Annotated in this window: 24 protein-coding genes; 12 read left to right on the forward strand and 12 right to left on the reverse strand. The window is 69.8% G+C overall.

The window, feature by feature from the left end; genetic code table 11:
- Positions 1–257: 257 nt before the first annotated feature.
- Together ACGFIS_RS13975 and ACGFIS_RS13980 are read right to left on the reverse strand one after the other, a co-directional pair.
- The gene (locus ACGFIS_RS13975; protein ID WP_392911803.1) at positions 258–443 is read right to left on the reverse strand and encodes a DUF397 domain-containing protein; all 186 of its coding nucleotides are present in this window, start codon (positions 441–443) and stop codon (positions 258–260) included.
- A complete protein-coding gene (locus ACGFIS_RS13980; protein WP_392911806.1) occupies positions 434–1,222 on the reverse strand; it encodes a Scr1 family TA system antitoxin-like transcriptional regulator in 789 nt (262 codons plus the stop codon). The genes ACGFIS_RS13975 and ACGFIS_RS13980 overlap by 10 nt, the downstream gene beginning before the upstream one ends.
- 202 nt (positions 1,223–1,424) lie before the next feature.
- On the opposite strand from ACGFIS_RS13980, the gene ACGFIS_RS13985 reads away from it, so the two are divergent.
- The 3 genes from ACGFIS_RS13985 (at position 1,425) to ACGFIS_RS13995 (ending at position 3,378) form a co-directional block, all read left to right on the forward strand.
- On the forward strand, positions 1,425–1,823 hold the full coding sequence (locus ACGFIS_RS13985) for an ATP-binding protein (RefSeq protein ID WP_392911808.1): 399 nt from the start codon (positions 1,425–1,427) through the stop codon (positions 1,821–1,823).
- Positions 1,802–2,197: a hypothetical protein gene (locus ACGFIS_RS13990; protein ID WP_392911810.1), complete on the forward strand. Its 396-nt coding sequence runs from the start codon at positions 1,802–1,804 to the stop codon at positions 2,195–2,197. The genes ACGFIS_RS13985 and ACGFIS_RS13990 overlap by 22 nt, the downstream gene beginning before the upstream one ends.
- Positions 2,198–2,646: 449 nt before the next feature.
- Positions 2,647–3,378, forward strand: a complete 732-nt coding sequence (locus ACGFIS_RS13995) for a hypothetical protein (RefSeq protein ID WP_392970972.1) — start codon at positions 2,647–2,649, stop codon at positions 3,376–3,378.
- On the opposite strand, the gene ACGFIS_RS14000 is transcribed toward ACGFIS_RS13995, so the two are convergent.
- Positions 3,379–3,693, reverse strand: a complete 315-nt coding sequence (locus tag ACGFIS_RS14000; protein WP_392911080.1) for a helix-turn-helix domain-containing protein — start codon at positions 3,691–3,693, stop codon at positions 3,379–3,381.
- Positions 3,694–3,772: 79 nt separating this feature from the next.
- Between ACGFIS_RS14000 and ACGFIS_RS14005 the strand changes: the two genes are divergently transcribed.
- On the forward strand, positions 3,773–3,868 hold the full coding sequence (locus ACGFIS_RS14005; RefSeq protein WP_392911082.1) for a hypothetical protein: 96 nt from the start codon (positions 3,773–3,775) through the stop codon (positions 3,866–3,868).
- Between the two features lie 12 nt (positions 3,869–3,880).
- A complete protein-coding gene (locus tag ACGFIS_RS14010) occupies positions 3,881–6,955 on the forward strand; it encodes a BTAD domain-containing putative transcriptional regulator (protein ID WP_392970975.1) in 3,075 nt (1,024 codons plus the stop codon).
- Here ACGFIS_RS14010 and ACGFIS_RS14015 read toward each other — a convergent pair.
- The 3 genes from ACGFIS_RS14015 to ACGFIS_RS14025 all read right to left on the reverse strand — a co-directional run bounded on the left by ACGFIS_RS14015 (position 6,937) and on the right by ACGFIS_RS14025 (position 9,039).
- Positions 6,937–7,758, reverse strand: a complete 822-nt coding sequence (locus ACGFIS_RS14015; protein ID WP_392911087.1) for an ABC transporter permease — start codon at positions 7,756–7,758, stop codon at positions 6,937–6,939. The two genes, ACGFIS_RS14010 and ACGFIS_RS14015, sit on opposite strands and share 19 nt — an antisense overlap.
- Positions 7,755–8,714, reverse strand: a complete 960-nt coding sequence (locus ACGFIS_RS14020; RefSeq protein WP_392911089.1) for an ATP-binding cassette domain-containing protein — start codon at positions 8,712–8,714, stop codon at positions 7,755–7,757. Before ACGFIS_RS14020 ends, ACGFIS_RS14015 begins: the two co-directional genes overlap by 4 nt.
- A 169-nt stretch (positions 8,715–8,883) precedes the next feature.
- On the reverse strand, positions 8,884–9,039 hold the full coding sequence (locus tag ACGFIS_RS14025; protein ID WP_392970978.1) for a hypothetical protein: 156 nt from the start codon (positions 9,037–9,039) through the stop codon (positions 8,884–8,886).
- Between the two features lie 316 nt (positions 9,040–9,355).
- Between ACGFIS_RS14025 and ACGFIS_RS14030 the strand changes: the two genes are divergently transcribed.
- Entirely contained in the window at positions 9,356–10,048 is a 693-nt protein-coding gene (locus tag ACGFIS_RS14030) for a hypothetical protein (RefSeq protein ID WP_392911093.1), read from the forward strand.
- Positions 10,049–10,129: 81 nt separating this feature from the next.
- Here ACGFIS_RS14030 and ACGFIS_RS14035 read toward each other — a convergent pair whose 3' ends face one another.
- Both ACGFIS_RS14035 and ACGFIS_RS14040 read right to left on the reverse strand, forming a co-directional pair.
- Positions 10,130–11,443, reverse strand: coding sequence for a phosphotransferase family protein (locus tag ACGFIS_RS14035; protein ID WP_392970981.1), 1,314 nt, complete (start codon positions 11,441–11,443; stop codon positions 10,130–10,132).
- 102 nt (positions 11,444–11,545) lie between these two features.
- Positions 11,546–12,172, reverse strand: coding sequence for a TetR/AcrR family transcriptional regulator (locus ACGFIS_RS14040; protein WP_392911097.1), 627 nt, complete (start codon positions 12,170–12,172; stop codon positions 11,546–11,548).
- A 174-nt stretch (positions 12,173–12,346) separates the two neighbouring features.
- Between ACGFIS_RS14040 and ACGFIS_RS14045 the strand changes: the two genes are divergently transcribed.
- From ACGFIS_RS14045 to ACGFIS_RS14065, 5 genes are all read left to right on the forward strand, one after another.
- The gene (locus ACGFIS_RS14045) at positions 12,347–12,928 is read left to right on the forward strand and encodes a VOC family protein (RefSeq protein WP_392911099.1); all 582 of its coding nucleotides are present in this window, start codon (positions 12,347–12,349) and stop codon (positions 12,926–12,928) included.
- On the forward strand, positions 12,912–13,553 hold the full coding sequence (locus tag ACGFIS_RS14050) for a carboxymuconolactone decarboxylase family protein (RefSeq protein WP_392970984.1): 642 nt from the start codon (positions 12,912–12,914) through the stop codon (positions 13,551–13,553). Before ACGFIS_RS14045 ends, ACGFIS_RS14050 begins: the two co-directional genes overlap by 17 nt.
- Positions 13,553–14,707 (forward strand): acyl-CoA dehydrogenase family protein, encoded by a 1,155-nt coding sequence (locus ACGFIS_RS14055; RefSeq protein ID WP_392970987.1) that lies wholly within the window; start codon positions 13,553–13,555, stop codon positions 14,705–14,707. The genes ACGFIS_RS14050 and ACGFIS_RS14055 overlap by 1 nt, the downstream gene beginning before the upstream one ends.
- 120 nt (positions 14,708–14,827) lie before the next feature.
- On the forward strand, positions 14,828–15,205 hold the full coding sequence (locus ACGFIS_RS14060; RefSeq protein WP_392911105.1) for a hypothetical protein: 378 nt from the start codon (positions 14,828–14,830) through the stop codon (positions 15,203–15,205).
- Between the two features lie 134 nt (positions 15,206–15,339).
- Positions 15,340–15,780: an ATP-binding protein gene (locus ACGFIS_RS14065; RefSeq protein ID WP_392911107.1), complete on the forward strand. Its 441-nt coding sequence runs from the start codon at positions 15,340–15,342 to the stop codon at positions 15,778–15,780.
- Between the two features lie 52 nt (positions 15,781–15,832).
- Here the strand turns inward: ACGFIS_RS14065 and ACGFIS_RS14070 are convergent, their stop codons facing one another.
- The 3 genes from ACGFIS_RS14070 to ACGFIS_RS14080 all read right to left on the reverse strand — a co-directional run bounded on the left by ACGFIS_RS14070 (position 15,833) and on the right by ACGFIS_RS14080 (position 18,085).
- Positions 15,833–16,504 carry a choice-of-anchor P family protein gene (locus ACGFIS_RS14070; protein WP_392911110.1) on the reverse strand — a complete coding sequence of 224 codons (672 nt, stop codon included), beginning with the start codon at positions 16,502–16,504 and terminating at the stop codon, positions 15,833–15,835.
- Positions 16,505–16,546: 42 nt separating this feature from the next.
- Entirely contained in the window at positions 16,547–17,362 is an 816-nt protein-coding gene (locus tag ACGFIS_RS14075; protein ID WP_392911112.1) for a L,D-transpeptidase, read from the reverse strand.
- A gap of 171 nt (positions 17,363–17,533) precedes the next feature.
- On the reverse strand, positions 17,534–18,085 hold the full coding sequence (locus ACGFIS_RS14080) for a MarR family winged helix-turn-helix transcriptional regulator (protein WP_392911114.1): 552 nt from the start codon (positions 18,083–18,085) through the stop codon (positions 17,534–17,536).
- A gap of 23 nt (positions 18,086–18,108) precedes the next feature.
- Here ACGFIS_RS14080 and ACGFIS_RS14085 point away from each other — a divergent pair, with 23 nt between their 5' ends.
- The gene (locus tag ACGFIS_RS14085; protein WP_392911116.1) at positions 18,109–19,293 is read left to right on the forward strand and encodes a PP2C family protein-serine/threonine phosphatase; all 1,185 of its coding nucleotides are present in this window, start codon (positions 18,109–18,111) and stop codon (positions 19,291–19,293) included.
- Here ACGFIS_RS14085 and ACGFIS_RS14090 read toward each other — a convergent pair.
- Entirely contained in the window at positions 19,277–19,714 is a 438-nt protein-coding gene (locus ACGFIS_RS14090) for a response regulator (protein WP_392911118.1), read from the reverse strand. The two genes, ACGFIS_RS14085 and ACGFIS_RS14090, sit on opposite strands and share 17 nt — an antisense overlap.
- Positions 19,715–19,722: the final 8 nt, after the last annotated feature.

Genomic DNA, 19,722 nt, shown 5'->3' on the forward strand with positions numbered 1-19,722 from the left:
ATACCGTTCCGCACCGAACCCACCGGGCTCCACGCCCGGGCCCGCTCGTCCTCGCCGCCGTGGTGCTCGTCGCGGATTTCCAGCAGGCCGCACCTCTGGGCAGAAGGCGAAGTCCTCGCGCGCGACGATCGTGGTCCTGAGCGCGGAGTGACGGAACCGGTGCAGCGCGAAACACCCTTGCCAGTCCGGCACGTGCGGCGTGCGGGAAACCCGGAACACGCCCCAGGTTCGGTCGAGCGTAAGTCTTCGTGATGCGGCTATAGGTCCTTGAGGATCTCAGTGAAGCGCCGGAAGTCGCTGCGGTTCATGATGAGCTTGGGGCCACCGGGGTCATTGCTGTCGCGGATGGCAATGATATTTACAGCCATTGCAACTTCGACGCAAGCGTCACCTTGTTCGCTACTAAAAGAAGACTTGCGCCACGTTGCATCAATCATGTCCATCGTTCGGTTATTACCTTTCTAATCAGGGAACGCGTATCCCTTACATTCAGTGCTTCCGATTGCAGGATCACGAAGGTTTCGTTTGCCGTGGCGATCTCATCTGGATCGGTCGTGGTTTCTCCTCCCCATGCTTTGATCGCGTACGCTACCTGTCTGTGGTCGGGCCTGGTTGCGATATGAAATGATCCCCAGACATTTCTTATGTAACGGATTGGCGCAATTTGCAGCTGGACTCTTCCATTTAGAGACAGCTCAAATAGATGTTCCAGTTGTTCCTTCATGACTTCCGGCCCCCCAACTTCGCGTGAGAGAACCGTCTCGTCCATGATAATAGAGATGATCGGGGCGGGGTTTCTGTGCAGAATCTCTTGCCGTCGCATCCTGTTCTTTACTGCGTCTTCGTCTTTCAAAAGAACGTGAGCATAAGCTTCACTCTGCAATAGCCCGGGGACCAGTCGCTCTTCATAGGCGCGGACCATGATCGCGGACTGCTCGGCCTTCGGATAGCTGGCGAAGTGCTGGGGGTACTTGTCGGACTTGATCGATTCTAGTAGCTCGTCCCAGGCTTCGACGAGAGTCGTGCCGGACTTAAGCGCACGGTCGAGTCGCAGGGCGAAGTCCCGACGGCAGCGCGTCCGGCCGACCTCGACCTGAGTGATGTAGCTGCGCGTCACATTGACCAGGTCGGCGAGTTGCTGCTGGTTGAGACCGGCGGCCTTGCGGAGGCGCCTGACTTCCGCGCCGAAGCTCAGAAACTCGGGCTTGATCCTGCTCTGCATCGAGATCGCGTCTCCTACCGGTGTGCAAACGGTCCAGACAGTGAATGTGAGCGATTCGGTACTGCTACGCCACTAACACAGGATCCTACGCCTCCCTGTGGCTGAATGTTGCCAATCGATAACAGAGAGTGATTTCATTGGGTTCTTCCGGTTTGTCATGGAGGGCCCATCCGAGATCAACCACCGTCCACACGGAGGGGTCATGCCACCCGCTGCTCTGGCGCCGGAGAGGCCGGCGCTTGTCCTGGAGCCGAATGATCGGGCGCCCGCGTTGGCGCGGCGCTACCTGACCGAGCGGTTTCGTGAACTCGGGCACGCCGACGACTTCGTCGGCCGCCTCGTCGTTACCGAGCTGGTTACCAACAGCTACCAGCACGTGGGATTCGGGCACATCGTCGTCCGCATCCAGCCCGACCCAGGCGAGCCTCTCAGCGTCATCGAGGTGTGCGACGAGGGGCCGGAACTCCCCGTCATCGGACATGCGGACGACGACGCCGTCACCGGACGCGGCCTTCTGCTCGTGGCCGAACTCGTCCACGACTGGGGCGCCCGCCCGCTCGAGGAGGAAGGCAAGGTGACATGGGCTCGCTGCGCCCGCTGAACGTCCAGCATCACGTCCTTCGGTGGCGGACCTTGCGCGGGCGTTCCACTGCGATCCGCTACCTGGACCTGCTCACCGTTGCGGCCCAGGCCAAGCGATACCGGTGCGTCAAGCTCTATCAGGCCGACGACCTGCCCACCCGTCCGCCCGTCCTGTGGGTGTTCGCATTCGGGGTGGACGATCATGTCCGGGTCGCCGTCACCGTCCACGCCGTCCCCGGTGGCACCTGGGGCTACTACCAGGCCGGACGTGGCAAGCATGGCTACCTGGCGCCCTGCGGCGACACCAAGTACGCCGCCGATCAGGTCGACGGCCTCCTCAAACACCGCATGTACCCCGCTACCTGGAGCGCGCCACCGGAGGTATCACGGTGAACGTCGCCTCTCCCGGTGTCCGGTTGGAGCACCTGGGACTGGACGTCGACATTGACCGGGCGCTTGACGACCTGCGCCGCTCCTTCCCCAGCGTGTGCTTTTGGTACGGGGATTTCAGCGGCTCGCTTTGGGCGCTGCTTCCCGACCGGCTTGTCGAAGCCAGGACCGCCGACGACCTGGCTCGCCAACTCCGCGCCGCTCTCGCGCCGCGTCCCCAGGCGATGTGCCGTCCTGGACCGGCCACTCGCAGGCCGGACGGTAGTTGGGCCACCCCGTCTCGGCGCTCCGTCCGCCGGCGCCGTCGCAATTTCGGGCTCCTCTTGAGCGCGGTGTTCCGTTTCGCGGCGAGCACCTGTTGAGAACCGCGTGCGTTCACCGGCAGGTAGAGTTGCCGACTCTCGTCGAATGCTCTGGGGGACGGAACAGTGGGCGGAAACGGGGAAGCGGGCTTGCGGCAACAGTTCCACGACGCCTCTGGTCCGGGTGACGCATGGCTTTCACCACGCCTGCAGATGACCTTCCGGCCCGCGGCGTCGCCGATCCGCGATCCGCTTGCGAAACTGGGTGGGCAACCGGTGTGGTCGGACGGTTGCCACTGGCCGTTGTCCGCCGCGTACGGCACCCCCATGATGTTCGTCGGCCAGTTCCCGGTCCCGGGTGTTGAGAAGCGGATGGCCTACCTGTTCGTCACCGATAACGACGGCACCGTGTCCTCTTTTAAGGCCGAGGGCGGGGAGAACGCACTGCTTGTCCAGCCCGGTGGCCGGATCCCCGAGTTCCTGACCGTCACCGACGCGGAGACCGGTCCCTCGCTATGGCGGCGCGGCGCGAGTTGGGACGAACACGTGCCGGTCGAGCTGCTCATCGCGACGTCCCTGCTGGATCCGGCCGAGGAATGGGTGCTGGAAGAAGAGATCGCCCAATGGGAAGCCGAACGTCGCGGCGAATTCATTGATCTTCCGGATACCGAGGTCTTCTCGCCGCGCAGTTACATCGGAGGCAGGCCCAACTTCTGGCAACCCCGGATAGAGGTGCCGTCGCCATGGCGATTCTTCTTCCAGATCCACGGCATGGAGGGATGGGACGGCGAGCCGTACGCGCTGAACTTCGGCGGTGGCACCGGCTACGCGTTTGTGAGCCCTGACGCGTGCGAGGGGCGCTTCTACTGGGACTGCGTGTGATCAGTCGAAAGCACGATCGTGAACCGCCCGAACTCTGCCGATGACAGGTAGGCCGCCGAGGGCCTCGACGTAGCGGGCAACGGCGTCGACGGTGGAGACCTCGCCCCGCTCGATCTGGGACACGCGGCTCTTGGTCACACCCATCCGGTCGGCCACCTCGCTTTGCGACAGGCCGATGGCCTTGCGCCGCTCCGCGAGCCGGTGCCCATCGATGTACGCCTGATTGCGCCTGCGGGCCTCGGCCACACCCTGCTCGCCACCGGCGCCCGCAACGACATCGGCTCGCACATCGCTCCACTTGGGAAAGTTCGTCATCGTTCCCGCCCCTTCACGCTCTCTAGCTCCACATCATCCACACCTCGGAGGCCCACGGGCCGGGATAGACGCCGGTGTCATGCGAGCCGCCGAGGGCCTGGCTCGCCGGGTCATCGGCATGGGGCACGGGAAGGACGGGTTCGTCCGCGTCACCGAACTCCTGTGCCGCCGCTGACACTATGTACGTATGCGGGTTGAGGTCCTTGGGCCGTTGGTCGTGACGGACCGGGGTGAGGACGTCGTGGTCGGCGGGGCACGGTTGCGGGTGCTGCTGATCAGGCTGGCGCTGGAGGCGGGGCGGACGGTCACCGTCGACGCCCTCGTTGAGGCGGTCTGGCCGGACGGCGGGCCGGGGGATCGGGTGCATGCGTTGCAGGCGCTCGTTTCGCGGTTGCGGCGGTGCCTGCCTGCGGGACGGTTGACGTCGGTACCCGGGGGCTACGCCTTGGACGCCGAGGCCGTCGACGCCTCGGAGTTCGAGCGGCTCGCCAGGGACGGCGGCAGGACGCTGAGGGAAGGGGACGCGAAGCTCGCGGTCTCGCAGTTGCGGGAAGCCCTCCGCCTTTGGCGCGGGGACGCCCTGGCGGATGCGGCCGGTGTGCCGTTCGCGGACGCGGCGGCCGTCCGGCTGGAGGCGCTGCGGGTGTCGGCGATCGAGGACCGGGTGTCCGCCGAGCTCGCCGTCGGCGCCGAGCCGGGACCCCTGGTGGCGGAGCTGGAAGAGTTGGCGACGTCGCATCCGTTGCGTGAGCGGGTGCGCGCCCTGCAGGTCGAGGCGCTGCACCGGGCGGGGCGGTCCGCCGAGGCGCTGGCGCTGTTCGAGGAGTTCAGGGGCGTCCTGGCGGAGGAGCTGGGCACCGATCCGGGGCGCGAGCTGCAGGACGCCTACCTGGCCGTGCTGCGGGCCGTCCCCCGGCAGCGGGCGCGGGGGAATCTGCGGGTGCCGCCGACCAGCTTCGTCGGCCGGGAGGACGAGCGCGCGTGGATCGCGCGGCGGCTCTGGGAAGGGCGGCTCGTCACGCTCGTCGGGGCCGGGGGGTCGGGAAAGACGCGGCTCGCGACCACGGTCGGGGCGGAGCTGGCCGGGCGGTTCCCAGGCGGGGTGTGGCTGGTGGAGCTCGCGGCGGTCGATGATCCCGAAGAGGTGCCCCGGGCCGTGGCGGACGTGCTCGGCCTGCGGGACGGCACCAAACTCGTCGAGGCGCTGTCCGCCGACGACACGCTGATCGTCCTGGACAACTGCGAGCACGTCGTGGAGGCGGCGGCCCGCCTGGTGGACGACCTGCTCGGCACCTGCCCCAGCCTGCGCGTCCTCGCGACGAGCCGGGAACGTCTCGGCGTCGGCGGTGAGGCGCTGTGCCCGGTGCCGCCGCTGGACGTCCCCGAGGAGGGCGAGTCCGGTATGGCGTCCTCGTCGGTCGAGCTGTTCGCCGAACGCGCCCAGGTCGTCCGGCCCGGGTTCACGGTCACCGGGGACAACGTCGCGACGATCGGCGAGATCTGCCGCCGCCTGGACGGCCTGCCGCTGGCGATCGAACTGGCCGCGGCCCGGATGCGTTCGATGTCGCTGGACCAGCTGGCCGCCCGCCTCGACGACCGGTTCCGCCTGCTGACCGGCGGAAACCGTGCGGCCCTGTCCCGGCACCGGACGCTGCGCGCCGTCGTCGCGTGGAGCTTCAACCTGCTGGACGACACCGAACGCCGGTTCGCCGCCCGGCTGTCGGTGTTCCCCGGCACGATCACCCCGGAGAGCGCCGCCCGCGTGACCGGCCACCCGGACGCCCTCGACGTCCTGGACTCCCTCGCCGACCGGTCGCTGCTCCAGGTCGTCGAAGGTGCCGAGCCGAGGTTCCGGATGCTGGAGACGATCCGCGAGTACGGGAGGGAGCGGCTGGCCGAGGCGGGGGAGACCGGCGAGGTCCGCGCAGCGCACCTCGCGTGCTTCCTGGACCTCGCGGAACGGGCCGAGCCGCATCTCCGCCGCCCCGAGCAGCCGGAGTGGTTCTTCCTCCTCGCGGCGGAACGCGACAACCTCGTCGCCGCGCTGCACCACGCCGTGGAGGCGGGCGACGGCGGGTCGGCCGTCCGCCTGGGTGCGGCGCTGGCCACGTTCTGGATGATCCTGGGCGACCACGCCGAGGCGGCCCGCAGGCTGCGGCTCGCGCTGGAGGCACCGCGCCCGGAACCCGTCCCGGAGGACGCGGAGGCGGTCGCGCTGGGCGGTTACCTGTTCAACACCGTCATGGCCGGCGGCGGCGCGCGTGACGACCCGTTCATCGGCGAGAAGGGCCGGGACTCGGCGCATCCTCTCGCCGCGTTGATCGATCCCGCCATCGCGCTGCTCACCGACGACACCGCGCGTGGTGTGGCGGCGATCGATCGCCGGTTGCCCGAGCGCGACCCGTGGACGAGGGCGATGCTGCATCTGATGCGGGCGATGCTCAACGGCAACAGCGGCGAAATGGACGAGGCCTACGCCGACATCGCCGTCGCCCAGGCCGGATTCCGCGAAGCCGGGGAACGGGTCGGCCTCTCACTCGCGCTCGTCTTCATGGCCGAGGGGCGGACCGTCAGGGGAGAGTTCGGCGAGGCCGTCGCCGCGCTGGAGGAATCGATCGAGCTGCTGCGCGAACTGGGCCAGGACAATGGCGCCGTCATGCAGCGGGTCATGCTCGCGGTGACCCGCGCCCGGTTGGGCGACGTGCAGCGGGCGCGGGACGAACTCGCCGCGATGATCGTCCCGGGGGCCGGCACCCCGTCCCGCCACCTGGTGTCCGTGCGGCTCGCCCTGGGCGACCTCGCCCGCCACGCCGGTTCCGTGGACGAGGCGCTTGAGCACTACGCGGCCGCCGGACGTGAACTCGACCGCGTCCCGTCCTATCCGCAGTACCGCTCGCTGCTGGAGACGGCGCGGGGGCAGATGGCGATCGACCGCGACGACCCGGACGCGGCGCGGCGGCACCTGCGCAACGCCCTCACCCTCGCCGTCGACGCGCCCGACATCCCGATCGCGGCCGTCGCCGGCTACGCGATCGCCCGGCTGCGGGCCGCCGCCGACCCGGAGACCGCGGCGGAGATCCTCGGCGCCGTGTCCGTCCTGCGCGGCGCACCCAACGCGCACAACCCCGACGTCGTGCTCGTGACCCGGCCGCTGAGCCGGGCGCTGGGCGAGCACGCCTACCGGGCCGCCCATGCCCGCGGCGGACGACTGGACGTCCCCGGCGCGCTCGCCCTGCTGGACGATCAGCTCCGGCGCCGGTAGGTGTACACGGCCAGGGGGCAGAACACGACGAGGAACACCGCCGACCACAGCAGCGTCATCGCCGCCGGATCGGCGACCGGGCCGCCGGTCAGCAGTCCCCGCGACGCGTCCACGGCGTCGCTGACCGGGTTGACCTCGACCCACGCCTGCAGCCACCCCGGCAGCGTGTCCGCCGGGACGACCATGTTCGTGCCGAACGCCAGCGGGAAGATCCCGAGGAACGCCACCGTCTGCACGACGACCTCCTCCTTGATCAGGACCCCGATGAGGACGTTGATCCAGCCCAGCGAGAAGCCCAGCGCCGTCGCCAGCGCGGCCGCCGCCACCGCCGACAGCGGGTCGGTCTCCACCCGGAAACCCAGCACGTAGCCCGTGGCGAACAGCACGGCCGCCGCGACGACGTAGCGGATCAGGTCGCCGAGCACGTTGCCGACGAGCGGCACGGAACGTCCGATCGGCAGGCTGCGGAACCGGTCGAACACGCCCTTCTTGACGTCGGTGTTGATGCTGAGCCCGGTGGACAGCATCCCCACCAGCAGCATGGTCATCACCAGCACGCCGGGGAAGATGTAGCGCAGGTACTCCTGCGTGGACCCGGACACCGCGCCGCCGAACAGGTACACGAACAGCAGCAGGAAGATGATCGGCATGAACAGCGCGTCGAGGAGCAGCCCGGGGTTGCGCCTGGTCTTGGTCAGGCTCCGTCCCGCGAGCAGGAGGCTGTGCCGCACCAGCCGGTGACGGCGCCTCGGACGTGCCTCATCCCGCACGGCCAGGCCGGATTCGAGAACGATGTCGCTCATGCCGCCGCCTCCTCTTCTTCCGTGCGGTGGCCGGTCAGGGTGAAGAACACCTCGTCGAGGCTGGGCAGCCGGAGCGACAGCTCCGTGGCGCCGATTCCGGCGGCGTCCAGGCGCCGGACGGCCTCGGCGAACACGTGCTCCCCGTCCCCGGTGACCGGCACGCTGATCACGTCCCTGCGCAGCGACTCGGCCTCCCGTCCCGACACCGCGTTCAAGATCGCGGCGACTTCGATGAGCCGCGCCGGGTCACGCGGCCGCACCGTGATCGTCTGGCCGCCCGCGATCCGCTTCAGCTCGGCGGGCGTGCCGGCCGCGATGACCGTTCCCCGGTCGATGACGGTGATCTCGTCGGCGAGCGCGTCCGCCTCCTCCAGGTACTGCGTGGTCAGCAGGACAGTCCCGCCGCCGTCGGTCATCGACCGGATCAGCCGCCACGCCTCCTCCCGCTTGCCCGGATCGAGGCCGGTCGTCGGCTCGTCCAGGAAGATCACGGCGGGTCTGCCGATCATGCTCGCGGCCAGGTCGAGCCGGCGCCGCATCCCGCCGGAGTAGGTGGAGACGCGGCGCCCGGCGTCCCCGGTCAGCTCGAACCGCTCCAGCAGATCCGCCGCCCGGGCCTGCGCCTCCGTCTTGCGCATGTCGAGCAGCCGCGCGATGAGGACGAGGTTCTCCGTCGCGGTGAGGTCCTCGTCGACCGACGCGTACTGCCCCGTCAGCCCGATCAGTTCCCGTACCTTGGCCGCGTCCCGGACCACGTCCAGGCCGCACACTTCGGCCCTTCCCGCATCGGGCCGCAGCAGCGTCGCCAGGACCCGGACCGCAGTCGTTTTCCCGGCGCCATTGGGCCCGAGGACGCCGAGTACCGTCCCCGGCCGCGCGGCCAGTTCCACCCCCGCGAGCGCGGTCGTCTTCCCGAATCGTTTGACCAGGCCATCGGCCTGAAACGCGTAACTCATGCCCCGAGGCTGCCGCCCCCCGCTCACAAACCCCTCACACGGCACGAATCACCTGGTCAGGCAGGGAGGGGAATGATCGCCCCCCGCGAAAAGAGGCCCCTGGGCACATCAAGCAAACGAATCCGGCGGCGGCCCTCCCCCTGGCCGCCGCCGGACTATCACCGGATCATCACTTCAGGTCGAACTTGACCTTCTGCCCGTCCGACGATGTGACCCTGATCTGGACGCCCCCGACCTCGGCGCTCTGCCCCACGGGGATCTCGGTCGGCGCCGAACCGCCCGCCGACACCGTCATTCCCCGGTCGGTGATCTCTGTGACCGTCACGTTCGTGTCGTTGATATCGAGAGTCTGACCGGCACCGGACACGGTCACGTGACACTCGCCATTGCTGCACGAGTACGAGTTGCTCTGGCATCCGCTGAGCGTCAGCGCACCCGCGACCACGAGAACGGCCAGAACCGGGACGGAACGGAGCAAAGTGCCCTCCTCCTGTTGAACACGGTGTCAAAGGAATAGATGCACCAAACCACCTTTTGGTTCGCCGCCCGAACGATGAACCGTCCTGTCCAGATCGCGCCGGTCACAGGCCGGCGAACCGATCACGAGGCCGTTCGTCGGTCGCGACTGCTTGAATGCGGCCATGACCGCCACAGATCTCGCCCACCGGCTCCCCTCCATCGCGGCCGTCCGGACGCTGAGCCGGTCCTTCGCCGTCCTGGACGCGATCCTGAGCCCGAACGGCCACGCCACCTACACCTTCGACAGCCGGTGGGCCGGACACCAGGAACTCGCCTCGATGGACAACGGCAGCGGCGACGAGTACTCGATCGTCTTCACCCCCGCCGGCGCCTTCATCCGCGGGTTCGACCACGAGTCCCCGATGAGCCCTTACGCCGACGAGGACTACGAGCTCTGGCCCGGCCTGGTCGAGTCGATCCCGGAGCAGTTCGCCGAGCAGGCCACCGAACCGGCCTTCTGCCATCACGGGGACACCGAACCGTTCCTGGCGGCCACGGTCTGCCTGTGGCGCCTGCATGACGATTCGGCCTGGCGAACCGGAGACATCGAGTTCCCACCGCAGGAGCAGAGCACAGACCCCGACGGATCAGACTGGCTGTTCGGCCTCCTGGCCGAGGGCACTCCGGAGGCCTACCGCGCCTACGCCACCGACTACTTCGAGGTCTCCCTCGACTCCGCCGCCGTCGGGGAGGTCTTCGAACACCGCCCCCTGACCACCGACCTCGTCCGGCGCATCAACCCGCACACCGACCTCGCCTCCCTGACCGAAACACTCGACACCATCGGCTACCCCTTCACCGAGGTGCGTGCATAGTCAGCGCGGACGGGGCCGAGTCGACGCCTTTCCAAGTTCGTCATTCGATAGTGAACTTGACTGTCCGGCCGTCCACGGAGCTTAGCCGGGTAGGGAGAGGTGGGCGGGGTTGGCGACGGTGAGTTTGTCGATGATCGAGGCGCGTACCGCGGCCACGACGTCGTCCCGCCGGTCGTCGAGGGTGGCTTCGCGGATGGCCGTGGCCAGGTCGGCGTCGGTTTCGCAGTCCAGCTTCCGCAGGCGGTCGAGGTGCGCGGCCTTGTGGGTTTCGCCCAGGAGGAGTTCCCGGCGGGCTATGCCGAGGGCCGCCGCGGCCACGCGGGCGTGGAAGCGGAGGCGGTCGTCGGGCTGCTCGGCCTGGATCAGGAACGCGGCGACGGCGTCTATGAGGGTGGACGCGCCAGGGCGGTCATGGGGCGCGTTGTCCGGGGTGGGGGCCGTTTTCAGCGGGTCTTGGACGGTCATCGGTTCGGTGAGGCCCAACGCCAGGAAGAGGTCGTGTTCCTGTTCGCAGACCTTCCGGCCCAGGACGGCGTACTCGATGGACAGGTCGGTGCCGCTGAGGTAGCGCTCGGCCTGGTGGCGGCACAGGATCGTCCAGCGGAGGGTGCCGTAGACCTCCCACCAGTGGAGTTCCTCAGGGGTCGGCGGGGTGCCGCCGGCGGCGGCGTAGCCGTCCAGGAGGTCTTCGCGGGGGCCGAAGCCGCCGACGGGGTGAGGGGAGCCGAAGCGCCACGCCTTCACGCACAGCCAGCCGAGGTCTTCGGCCGGGTCGCCGGTGTGGGCGAGTTCCCAGTCCAGGACGCCGGTCACGCCGGACGGGTCGATCATCAGGTTGCCGTTGCGGAAGTCGCCGTGGACGACCGTGCGGCGGCCGGACGCGGGCGGGCGGTTCTCGTGCAGCCACCGCAAGGCCAGTTCGACGGCGGGACGCGGTTCGTCGAACTCCTCGTAGTAGGCGGTGAGCGCGGTGAGCGGGTCGTCGTCGGGCAGGCCCGGGACGGGTGACATCGTGTGGAGCCGGGCGAGGATGGCGCCGAGGTCGCGGGCGAGGCGGCCCCGGACGGGTGCGAGGCGCTCGTCCCGGAGCAGGCGGCGTGGGATCGTCTCGCCGGACAGGCGTTCCATGATCAGGTAGGGGGAGCCGTCCAGGTCGGGGCCGTGGTCGACCAGGTGGGGGACGGGGACGCCCGCGGACGCGGCGGAGGCCAGGAGGGCGGCCTCGCGGGCCATCGCCTCGGGGTCGGGGGACGCGGGCGGGTCGCGGCGCAGGATCAGCGGGCGGCCGTCCGCGTCGAACGACCAGGTTTCGCGGCTCGCCCCGCCCGACAGGCGGACCAGATCCGACACGGCCGCGCCGAGGCGTGCGGCGAGCGCGGCGTCCAGCCCGGTCATGCGCGGGCCCGCAGGGTGTCTTCGACGTTGAAACGGTCGGCGAGTTCCACGAGTCTCCCTTGAGGTCGGCGGCGGCAAGGCGGCAGGGGCGAGGCGGCGGGGTCAGGTCGGCAGGCCGAGGGCACGGATGCTGAGGGTGTCGAGGGTGTCCAGGAGGCGGTCCGTGTGGGCGTCCTCGTCGCCCTGGACGAGCCACAGGTACAGCGAGTGGTCGACCATCGCGGCGAGCGCGCGGGCGGTCATCTCCGGGTCGACGTCGGACGGGACGATCCCGGCGCTCTGCCAGCGTTCGATGGCCTTGGCGGAGCGGCTCCAGGACACGGCACGGTGCTTGCGGCGCATCTCCTGGAACTCCACGTTGAACGTGGCGACCTGCTCGATGATCGCCATCATCCTCGCGTTGCGCCGGTACGCCTCGTAGTAGGCGCGGTTGACGCGGCGGATGCGCGCGGCGGGGGACGGGCCGGTGACCGGGACGAGGTCGCGGTCGATCATGTCCTGGAAGAGCCGGTCCGCGACCTCCAGGAACACCGCCTCCTTGGACGGGAAGTAGGTGTAGAAGGAGCCGTAGGCCACCTTGGCGTGCCGGGTGATGTGCGCGACGCGGGTCTCGAGGAAGCCGCGCTCCTCGAACACTTCCCGCGCGGCGGCGATGACGCGTTCCCGGGTCCGGGCGCCGCGCTCGGTGCGCGGCCCCTGCTGACCTCCTGGATCATCCCCGCTCCGCATGGCCGTGGATCCTTTCGCCCGGGTTGACAGACCGACGTTCGCAGGCAGAGTATCCGAGCATCCGAATAAATTGATATGACTGTCAAGTCAACTCTGGGAACCGTGATGGGTGACCGCGCGGCGTCGCGGGCAAGGTCCTGAACACGATCTTCGCCTCGTCCATAGGGAGGTCTCATGACCGGCGGGAACACCGAGTTCGAGCTCGGTGGCATCAACCACCTGGCGCTGGTGTCGTCCGACATGAAGCGCACCATCGACTTCTACTCCGGCGTCCTCGGCATGCCGCTCATCAAGACCCTGGACCTGCCGGCCGGCATGGGCCAGCACTTCTTCTTCGACTGCGGCGGCGGCGACTGCGTCGCGTTCTTCTGGTTCCCCGACGCCCCCGACGGCGTCCCCGGGATCTCCGCGCCGAAGGGCCGCCCCGAGGAGGGCGAGCTGATCAGCGCGGTCGGGTCGATGAACCATGTCGCGTTCCACGTCCCGACCGACAAGTTCGACGACTACCGCCGCCGGCTGAAGGAGAAGGGCGTCAAGGTCAGCCCGGTCCTGAACCACGACGACAGCGAGTTCGGCGTCTCCCGCGACGTGAACGAGGGCGTGTTCGTCCGGTCGTTCTACTTCCAGGACCCGGACGGGATCCTCCTCGAATTCGCCTGCTGGACGCGCACGTTCGGCGACTCCGACGTCTCCCACGAGCCCAAGACCGCCGCCGACCGCACCATTGCCAAGGAGAAGCATGCCGCGACTGCGTGAAGTTCCCCGCGCCGAGGTCACCGACGAACAGATCCTCTTCTTCTACGACCGTCTGTTCGGCCCCGACCGCGACCCGGCCGTCGACCACGGCACCGCGACCGGCTCGCCCGGTGACTGGTGGACGGTCTTCGCGCAGTCCCCGGACGTGTTCCGGCACGCCGTCAAGGGCTTCGCGCTGTACCGGAACGCCGAACTGGACCCCGTCCTCCGCGAACTCGGCCAATGCCGGGCCGGGTGGGCGCGCGGGAGTCAGTTCGTCTTCTCGCAGCACTGCAAGCAGATGCGGGCGCTCGGCATGGCCGAGGAGAAGATCGAGGCGATCCCGCACTGGCAGACGGCCGACTGCTACTCGCCGCTGGAACGCGCCGTCCTCGCCTACACCGACGGGCTCGTCCTGGACAGCGGCCGGGTGGCCGACGCGGTCTTCGACGTCCTCAAGGAGCACCTGTCCGACAAGGAGATCCTCCAGCTCACCTACATCACCTGCATGTACGACATGCACGCGACGATGTCGCGGGCGCTGCGGCTGGAGTTCGACGACCGTCCGGAGCCGATCGTCGAGGTCGCGGCGCCCGAGGGCTACGGCGACCGCGACATCTCCGCCGACCTGACCGGGGACCGCTGATGCTGTTCCCCGTGCCGGACCGGGTCCGGGACGTCCGCGACGCCGTCCACGCGTTCATGACCGAACGCGTTGAGCCCGCCGAACCCGCCCTCAACGGCGGCGACCGCGAGAAACTCGGGGAGCTTCAGCGGGAGGCCAAGGACGCCGGCCTCTGGGCGCTCGGCCACCCCGCCGAACTCGGCGGCGGGGGCCTGCCCTTTCTCGACTACGTCTACGTCAACGAGGTGCAGGGACGCTCCGAATGGGGCCAGCTCGCCCTCGGCACGTTCACCCTCCAGGACTCGCTCATGCTGCACAAGTACGCGAGTCCGAGCTGGCGTGAGCGCTACCTGGCGCCGCTGGTCGCGGGCGAGGTGTGGCCGAGCTTCGCGATGACCGAACCCGACTTCGCCGGCTCCGACCCGACCCAGCTGCAGACGAAGGCCGTCCTGGACGGCGACCACTGGGTCATCAGCGGCCGCAAATGGTTCACGACGGGCGCGGCGAACGCCGCCTACACCACCGTCATGTGCCGCACCGAGCCCGAGGGGACGGCCCCGCACCGCTCCTTCAGCATGATCGTCGTGCCGACGGACACGCCCGGTTACCGCATCGTCCGGGAGACGCCCGTCCTCGGCATGAACGGCGGGCACTACGAGGTCGCCTACGACGACGTGCGCGTCCCCGCCGAGAACCTGCTCGGCCCGCGCGGCGACGGCTTCGTCATCGCCCAGGACCGCCTCGGCCCCGGACGGATCTTCCACTGCATGCGCTGGCTCGGCCAGGCGCAGCGGGCATTCGAGCTCATGTGCGCCCGCCTCGGCACCCGCGTCGCCTTCGGTGAGCCACTCGCCGCCAAGCAGCTCATGCAGCAGCACGTCTTCGACTCCTACACCGAGATCCAGGCGTCCCGGCTGCTGACCCTCCAGGCCGCCGAGCGGATCGACGCGGGCGACCAGGCACGCATCGAGATCGGAACCATCAAGGTCGCCGGCGCCCGGATGCTGCACAACGTCGTCGACCGCGCCATCCAGGTCCACGGCGCCGCGGGCCTGACCGACGACACGCCCCTCTCCCGGATGTACCGCCACGCCCGCGAAGCCCGCCTCTACGACGGCCCGGACGAGGTCCACATCCAGAGCACGGCCCGCCGCATCCTCCACAAGATGACCTGAGGCCAGGCCGACTCGCGTCCCAGCTCACCCGGTGGGCCGGTCCGGCGTCCAAGGTCAAGAACGCGTCATTGACGTCAGGGTGGCTTGACGTCCGAGGTCCATGATGTTGAGACTTGGGGCATGGTCACTCCGGATGGAATCGAACGGGACATCACGCTGACGACTGCGGCGGGGCGGTACGACGAGCTGTGGCTGCGGGACGCGGTCGGGGAGGAGCCGCTCCGGCGGGAGGAGGTGCTGGAGATGCTCGCGCTCGGGGAGGTGATCGCGCGGAAGGCGGTGTACGGGCGGCAGCTCGCGGTGCGGTCGGCGCGGTCGGCCGGGGCGTCGTGGACGCAGATCGGGGCGGCGCTCGGGGTCAGCAAGCAGGCTGCGTGGGAGGCGCACGGCCGGTGGATCGACGACCAGGCCGAGCAGCATCGGCGCAGTGACCACCAGGGGCTGGACGAGGAGCAGATCGCGGCGGCGCGGCGGCTCGCCGGGCGCGCGGACGAGTAGGCCCGGTGAGCAAGCGGGCGGACGCGGAAGTCGCGGGGAAAGGGCGTCCCGGTGGCCCGTGTTTTTCTGGTGGCTTGAGTTTCTTCTGAAGATCAGCGGGAAATCTGGCTGCTAGAGGAACGGAGGCGATTGGCATGGAGGTCGTTCTCGAAATGACCCTGCCGAGGAACGCCGAGAGCGCTCCGCTGGTACGGCACACGCTCGATGCCTCGCTGCGCGGGCTCGGGGTCGCCTCCGAGATCCGTGCCGATATCGCGCTCGCTCTGGGTGAGGCGTGCGCGAACGTCATCCAGCACGCCGAGAACGGAATGGAATATGAGGTCCGGGCGCGGATGGACGGGGCGAGATGCGTCGTGGAGGTCATCGACGGGGGCGCGGCGAACGGCGTCGGCGTCGCGGTGGCCGGCGACGAGGCCGACGGGGCCGGCGGGTGGGAGAGCGCCGTGACCGCGCCGCTGGCCGAGCACGGGCGGGGACTTCAGCTCATGCGGGCGTTCACGGAGGAACTGCACATCGCCGATCGCGTCCACCGTGAGGGCGCGATCGTGCATTTCGAGAAGTCGCTGGCGAGCTGACGGCGACGGCCCGGAGGGGGTACCCGCCGGGCCGCCGCGTCGAGGACGTTCGTCAGCCGGTGACCGGAAGGTCGTGCTCGACCGGCGTCGGGGCGGGCGCCTCGGACGGGGTCTCGGACGGGCCGGCCTGGCCGCAGGTGGCGGACGCGATCCTGACCGTCGCGGGCTTGCCGGGCAGTGGCACCTGGAGTTCCATCGCGGTGACGCCGAGCCGGCCGTCGGCCATGCGCTGCTGCTTGTTGAGGATCAGCGAGGCGCGGCCGAGGCCTTCGATGTCGACGGGGACGGTGGTGTTGGGCGGCGGCGAGGCGTCCAGGCGCTTGCCGGCGATGACGGCGCGGGCGAGGTGGGCCGAGCCCCGGCCGCCGTCGCATCGCGCGGAGACCGCGCTGGCCATGAGCTTCGCGGCCGGGACGGCGACCCGCGCGACGGTCGAGCGGGCACGGGCGGCGGACGCGGTGACGTCCAGCGCGGACGCCTGGACGAGCTTGGTGTGGTTCTCGCGCAGCAGGCTCTTGCTGACCTCGCCGGTGGTGGACGAGACGGCGGGCACCGGTGGGACGGAGACCGGTCCGGCGACCGTCAGCCCGTACGCGGAGCCTTCGGAGCCGTGCGGGGCGGCGGCGAGGGCCGTGGTCGCGGCGGTGGCCGTGACGGGGGCCAGCAGTCCGGTGGCGAGCAGTCCGGTGGCGGTGAGCCGTCCGACGGCAGTGCTGTAACGCATGATGGTTCTCCGATTCTTGGGATCTGAGGCGTGTCCGGCAGGTCAGCCGTTGATGAACACCAGGGACCCGAGCGGGACCCGTGACAGGGCGTCGAGCGCGTCCTCCGGCACCCGAACGCAGCCGTGCGTGACGGCCTTGCCGAACACGGAGGCGTCGGGCCAGCCGTGCAGGGCGACGGTGCCGGGACCGCCGCCGAAGGTGTCGAGGGTGGCCGAGTGGGTGCCGAGCGGCAGGACGATCGGGCTCGGCGACGTCTTCTTCCGGGCGAGCGTGGCCATGAGGAACGTCCGCCCGGACGGTGTCGGGGTGTTCGCGCCGCCGATCGCGACCTTCCACCGGCCGACCTGCCGCGCGGACTTGAGCAGCGTGAGCTGACGTTCGGCGAGGTCGACGCGGATGGCGTAGGACGTGTGCGCGGTCCGCAGCGGCCCCGCACCGGAGATCCAGCCGCTCGCCCGGTTGGGACGGCTCGGCAGGAGCACCCGCCGCCAGCCGCCCGAGGTCTCCACCACGGGGACCCAGGTGGGGCCGCCCAGCTGCTCGGTGGGAAGGGTGGCGACGCGGCGCCCGTCCGGCCGGTCGTGCACCGGAACCGGTTTGGCCGGGTGCAGGACCAGGCCGTCGGTGGCGCCGTCCGGCGCCGGGTCCCTCGGGGCACCGGAGACGGTGGTGAACGTGGTGGCCTCGGGGACCTTGGACGCCGCGGCCTCGCCGCCCGCCGCGTCCCCGCCCTTCGCCGCCGCGCTGGGCGACGCACCGCCGCATCCGCCGAGCAGCAGCGCGGCGGCCGCCGCCGGGATCAGGCCGGCGGCGGTGACGGCGCGGCGGGAATGCCGCGGGACATTTGTGGTCGCCATGAGGCGCGATATTAGCGGGACAGGGGGCGCCCACATCGAGAATGGCGGAAAATTGACGCGGAGTCGCTCGCGGAAATGGCGATATTCTCCGACTTTCTAGAAATTCTGCCAAGTCTCGGATTATCCGGCAAACCGGATCATTGCGGCGGTTCGGGCAGGCGTGGAGGGGGATCAGGCGGGCATGGAAAAGGAACCGCCGTCGGCCCCCGGCTTCGAGGCCGCCTCATGGAACTCGCCGAGCCCCCACAGCAGCGCCGCCCGCGCGGGCGCCGGCATCGACGCCAGCACCCGGGCCAGGTCCTCGCGCCGCCGCAGCCGGACCCGGTCGAGCAGCGCCTGCCCGTCCGCGCTCAGCCGCACCGTGACCTCGCGCCGGTCCCGGCCGGAGTCGCGGGTCAGCAGCCCGGACGCCTCCAGCCGGTCGCACAGCCGGCTCGCCGAGGACACCAGCGCGCCGAGCTCCTCCGCCAGCCGGCTGACGTTGACCGGCCCGCGCTCCACCACGAACAGCGCGCGCAACTGTGTCGACGGAACGGGTACATCGGGGGCACTGTGCGCACGCGACCAGACGTTCATCAGGGTGGAGGCCGCGTCATCGAGCGCGGCCGCGGACTCCGCGGCGTCCTCACCCGACGTGGCCACCATGCCCTCCACTGTTACATACGACGTCGCCGACGGCATCCGCAGCTGCCACAGGGCCGTCCAGTTCTCCAGGTGGCGCACGCTCCTACCAGGCGAGGAAGCCGATGCATGACGAACCAGCGGACAAAGAGTTCCAGGCCATCGCGCAGGGCATCTGGGCGGCTGCCCCGCACGAGCTCATCGACATCGCGAACGGGCTCATCGGACGGTACGCGAACGGGGTCGACGCCGAAGTCATGCTCATCGACTACCGGCAGGCGTTCCTCGTCCCGACCGGCCCGGGGCACGAGGACGTCCCGGTCGACAACACCGCCCCCGGACGCGCGTTCGCTTCACGGCAGACCGTCCGGGAACGGCAGGACGAGGACGGCGGCCGCCGCGTCCACGTGCCCCTGACCGTGCACGGCGAACGCCTCGGCGTGCTCAGCGTCCGCCTCCCGGACGGTGCCCCGCCCTGGCTGGAGGAGTTCGCCGCCGTCCTCGCCCGCGCCATCAAGATCGCGGACCAGGGCACCGACCTGTTCCGCCGCATCCGGCGGCGGACGCGGCTGACCCTCGCGGCCGAGATGCAGTGGGACCTGCTGCCCGCCCTGTCCTGCGACGGCGCCGAGTTCCACCTCGCCGGGCAGCTCGAACCCGCGTACGCGGTGTGGGGCGACAACTTCGACTGGGCCGCGTCCGGGGAGCGGCTGACGCTGACGGTCAGCAACGGGATGGGGTCGGGGACGGACGCGGCGGCGCTCACCCACCTCGCGATCAGCGCGCTGCGCAACGCGCGGCGGTCCGGCGCGGGCATCGCCGAGCAGGCCGCGCTCGCCGACCAGACGGTCTTCGCGCGGCACCGCGGCGAACGGCACGTGGACACGCTTCTGCTGGACTTCGAGCTCGCCACCGGGCGCGTCAGGGTGACCGACGCGGGTTCGCCGAGGATTCTCCGCATGCGGGGGAGCGCGACCGACGGCGTCGGGTTCGAGGCGCAGATGCCGCTCGGGATGTTCGGCGACACCCGGTACGTGACGGAGGAGTTCGCCGCCGAGCCGGGCGACCGCCTGGTCATCGTGAGCGACGGGGTGCACACCGCCTTGTCGCCGGCGGGCGAGCCGTATGGAGAGTCCGCGCTGATCCAGGCCCTGCGCGCCACCCGGCTGCAGGAGCCGCCGGAGGCCGTCCGCACCATGGTCCGGCATTTCGTCGCCTACCACGAGGAGACCGAACCGGCCGACGACGCGGTGATCGTCTGCATCGACTGGGCCGGACGCGGTGAACCGCCGGTCAGCGCGGAAGCTTGACCACCGTCACGAAGAAGTCGTCGATCCGGCGGACGACGGAGATGAACTGCTCGAAGTCGACCGGCTTGGTGACGTAGGCGTTGGCGTGCAGGTTGTAGCTGCGCAGGATGTCCTCGTCGGCCTCGGACGTGGTGAGCACGACCACGGGGATGCGGCGCAGGTCCTCGTCGTTCTTGATCTCCTGGAGCACCTCCCGGCCGTCCTTGCGCGGCAGGTTGAGGTCGAGAAGTACCAGGTCGGGACGCGGGACGTCCGCGTACTCGCCGTCCCGGCGCAGGAACGCCATGGCCTGCTCGCCGTCGTTGACGACGTGCAGGGTGTTGTTGACCTTGTTGTGCTCGAACGCCTCGACGGTCAGCAGGACGTCGCCGGGATCGTCCTCGACGAGCAGGACCTCGATGGGGTGCGGACCGTTAGGCATGTGCGTGT

The organism is Spirillospora sp. NPDC048824, assembly GCF_043198455.1.
In the GTDB taxonomy this organism is placed as follows: domain Bacteria; phylum Actinomycetota; class Actinomycetes; order Streptosporangiales; family Streptosporangiaceae; genus Spirillospora.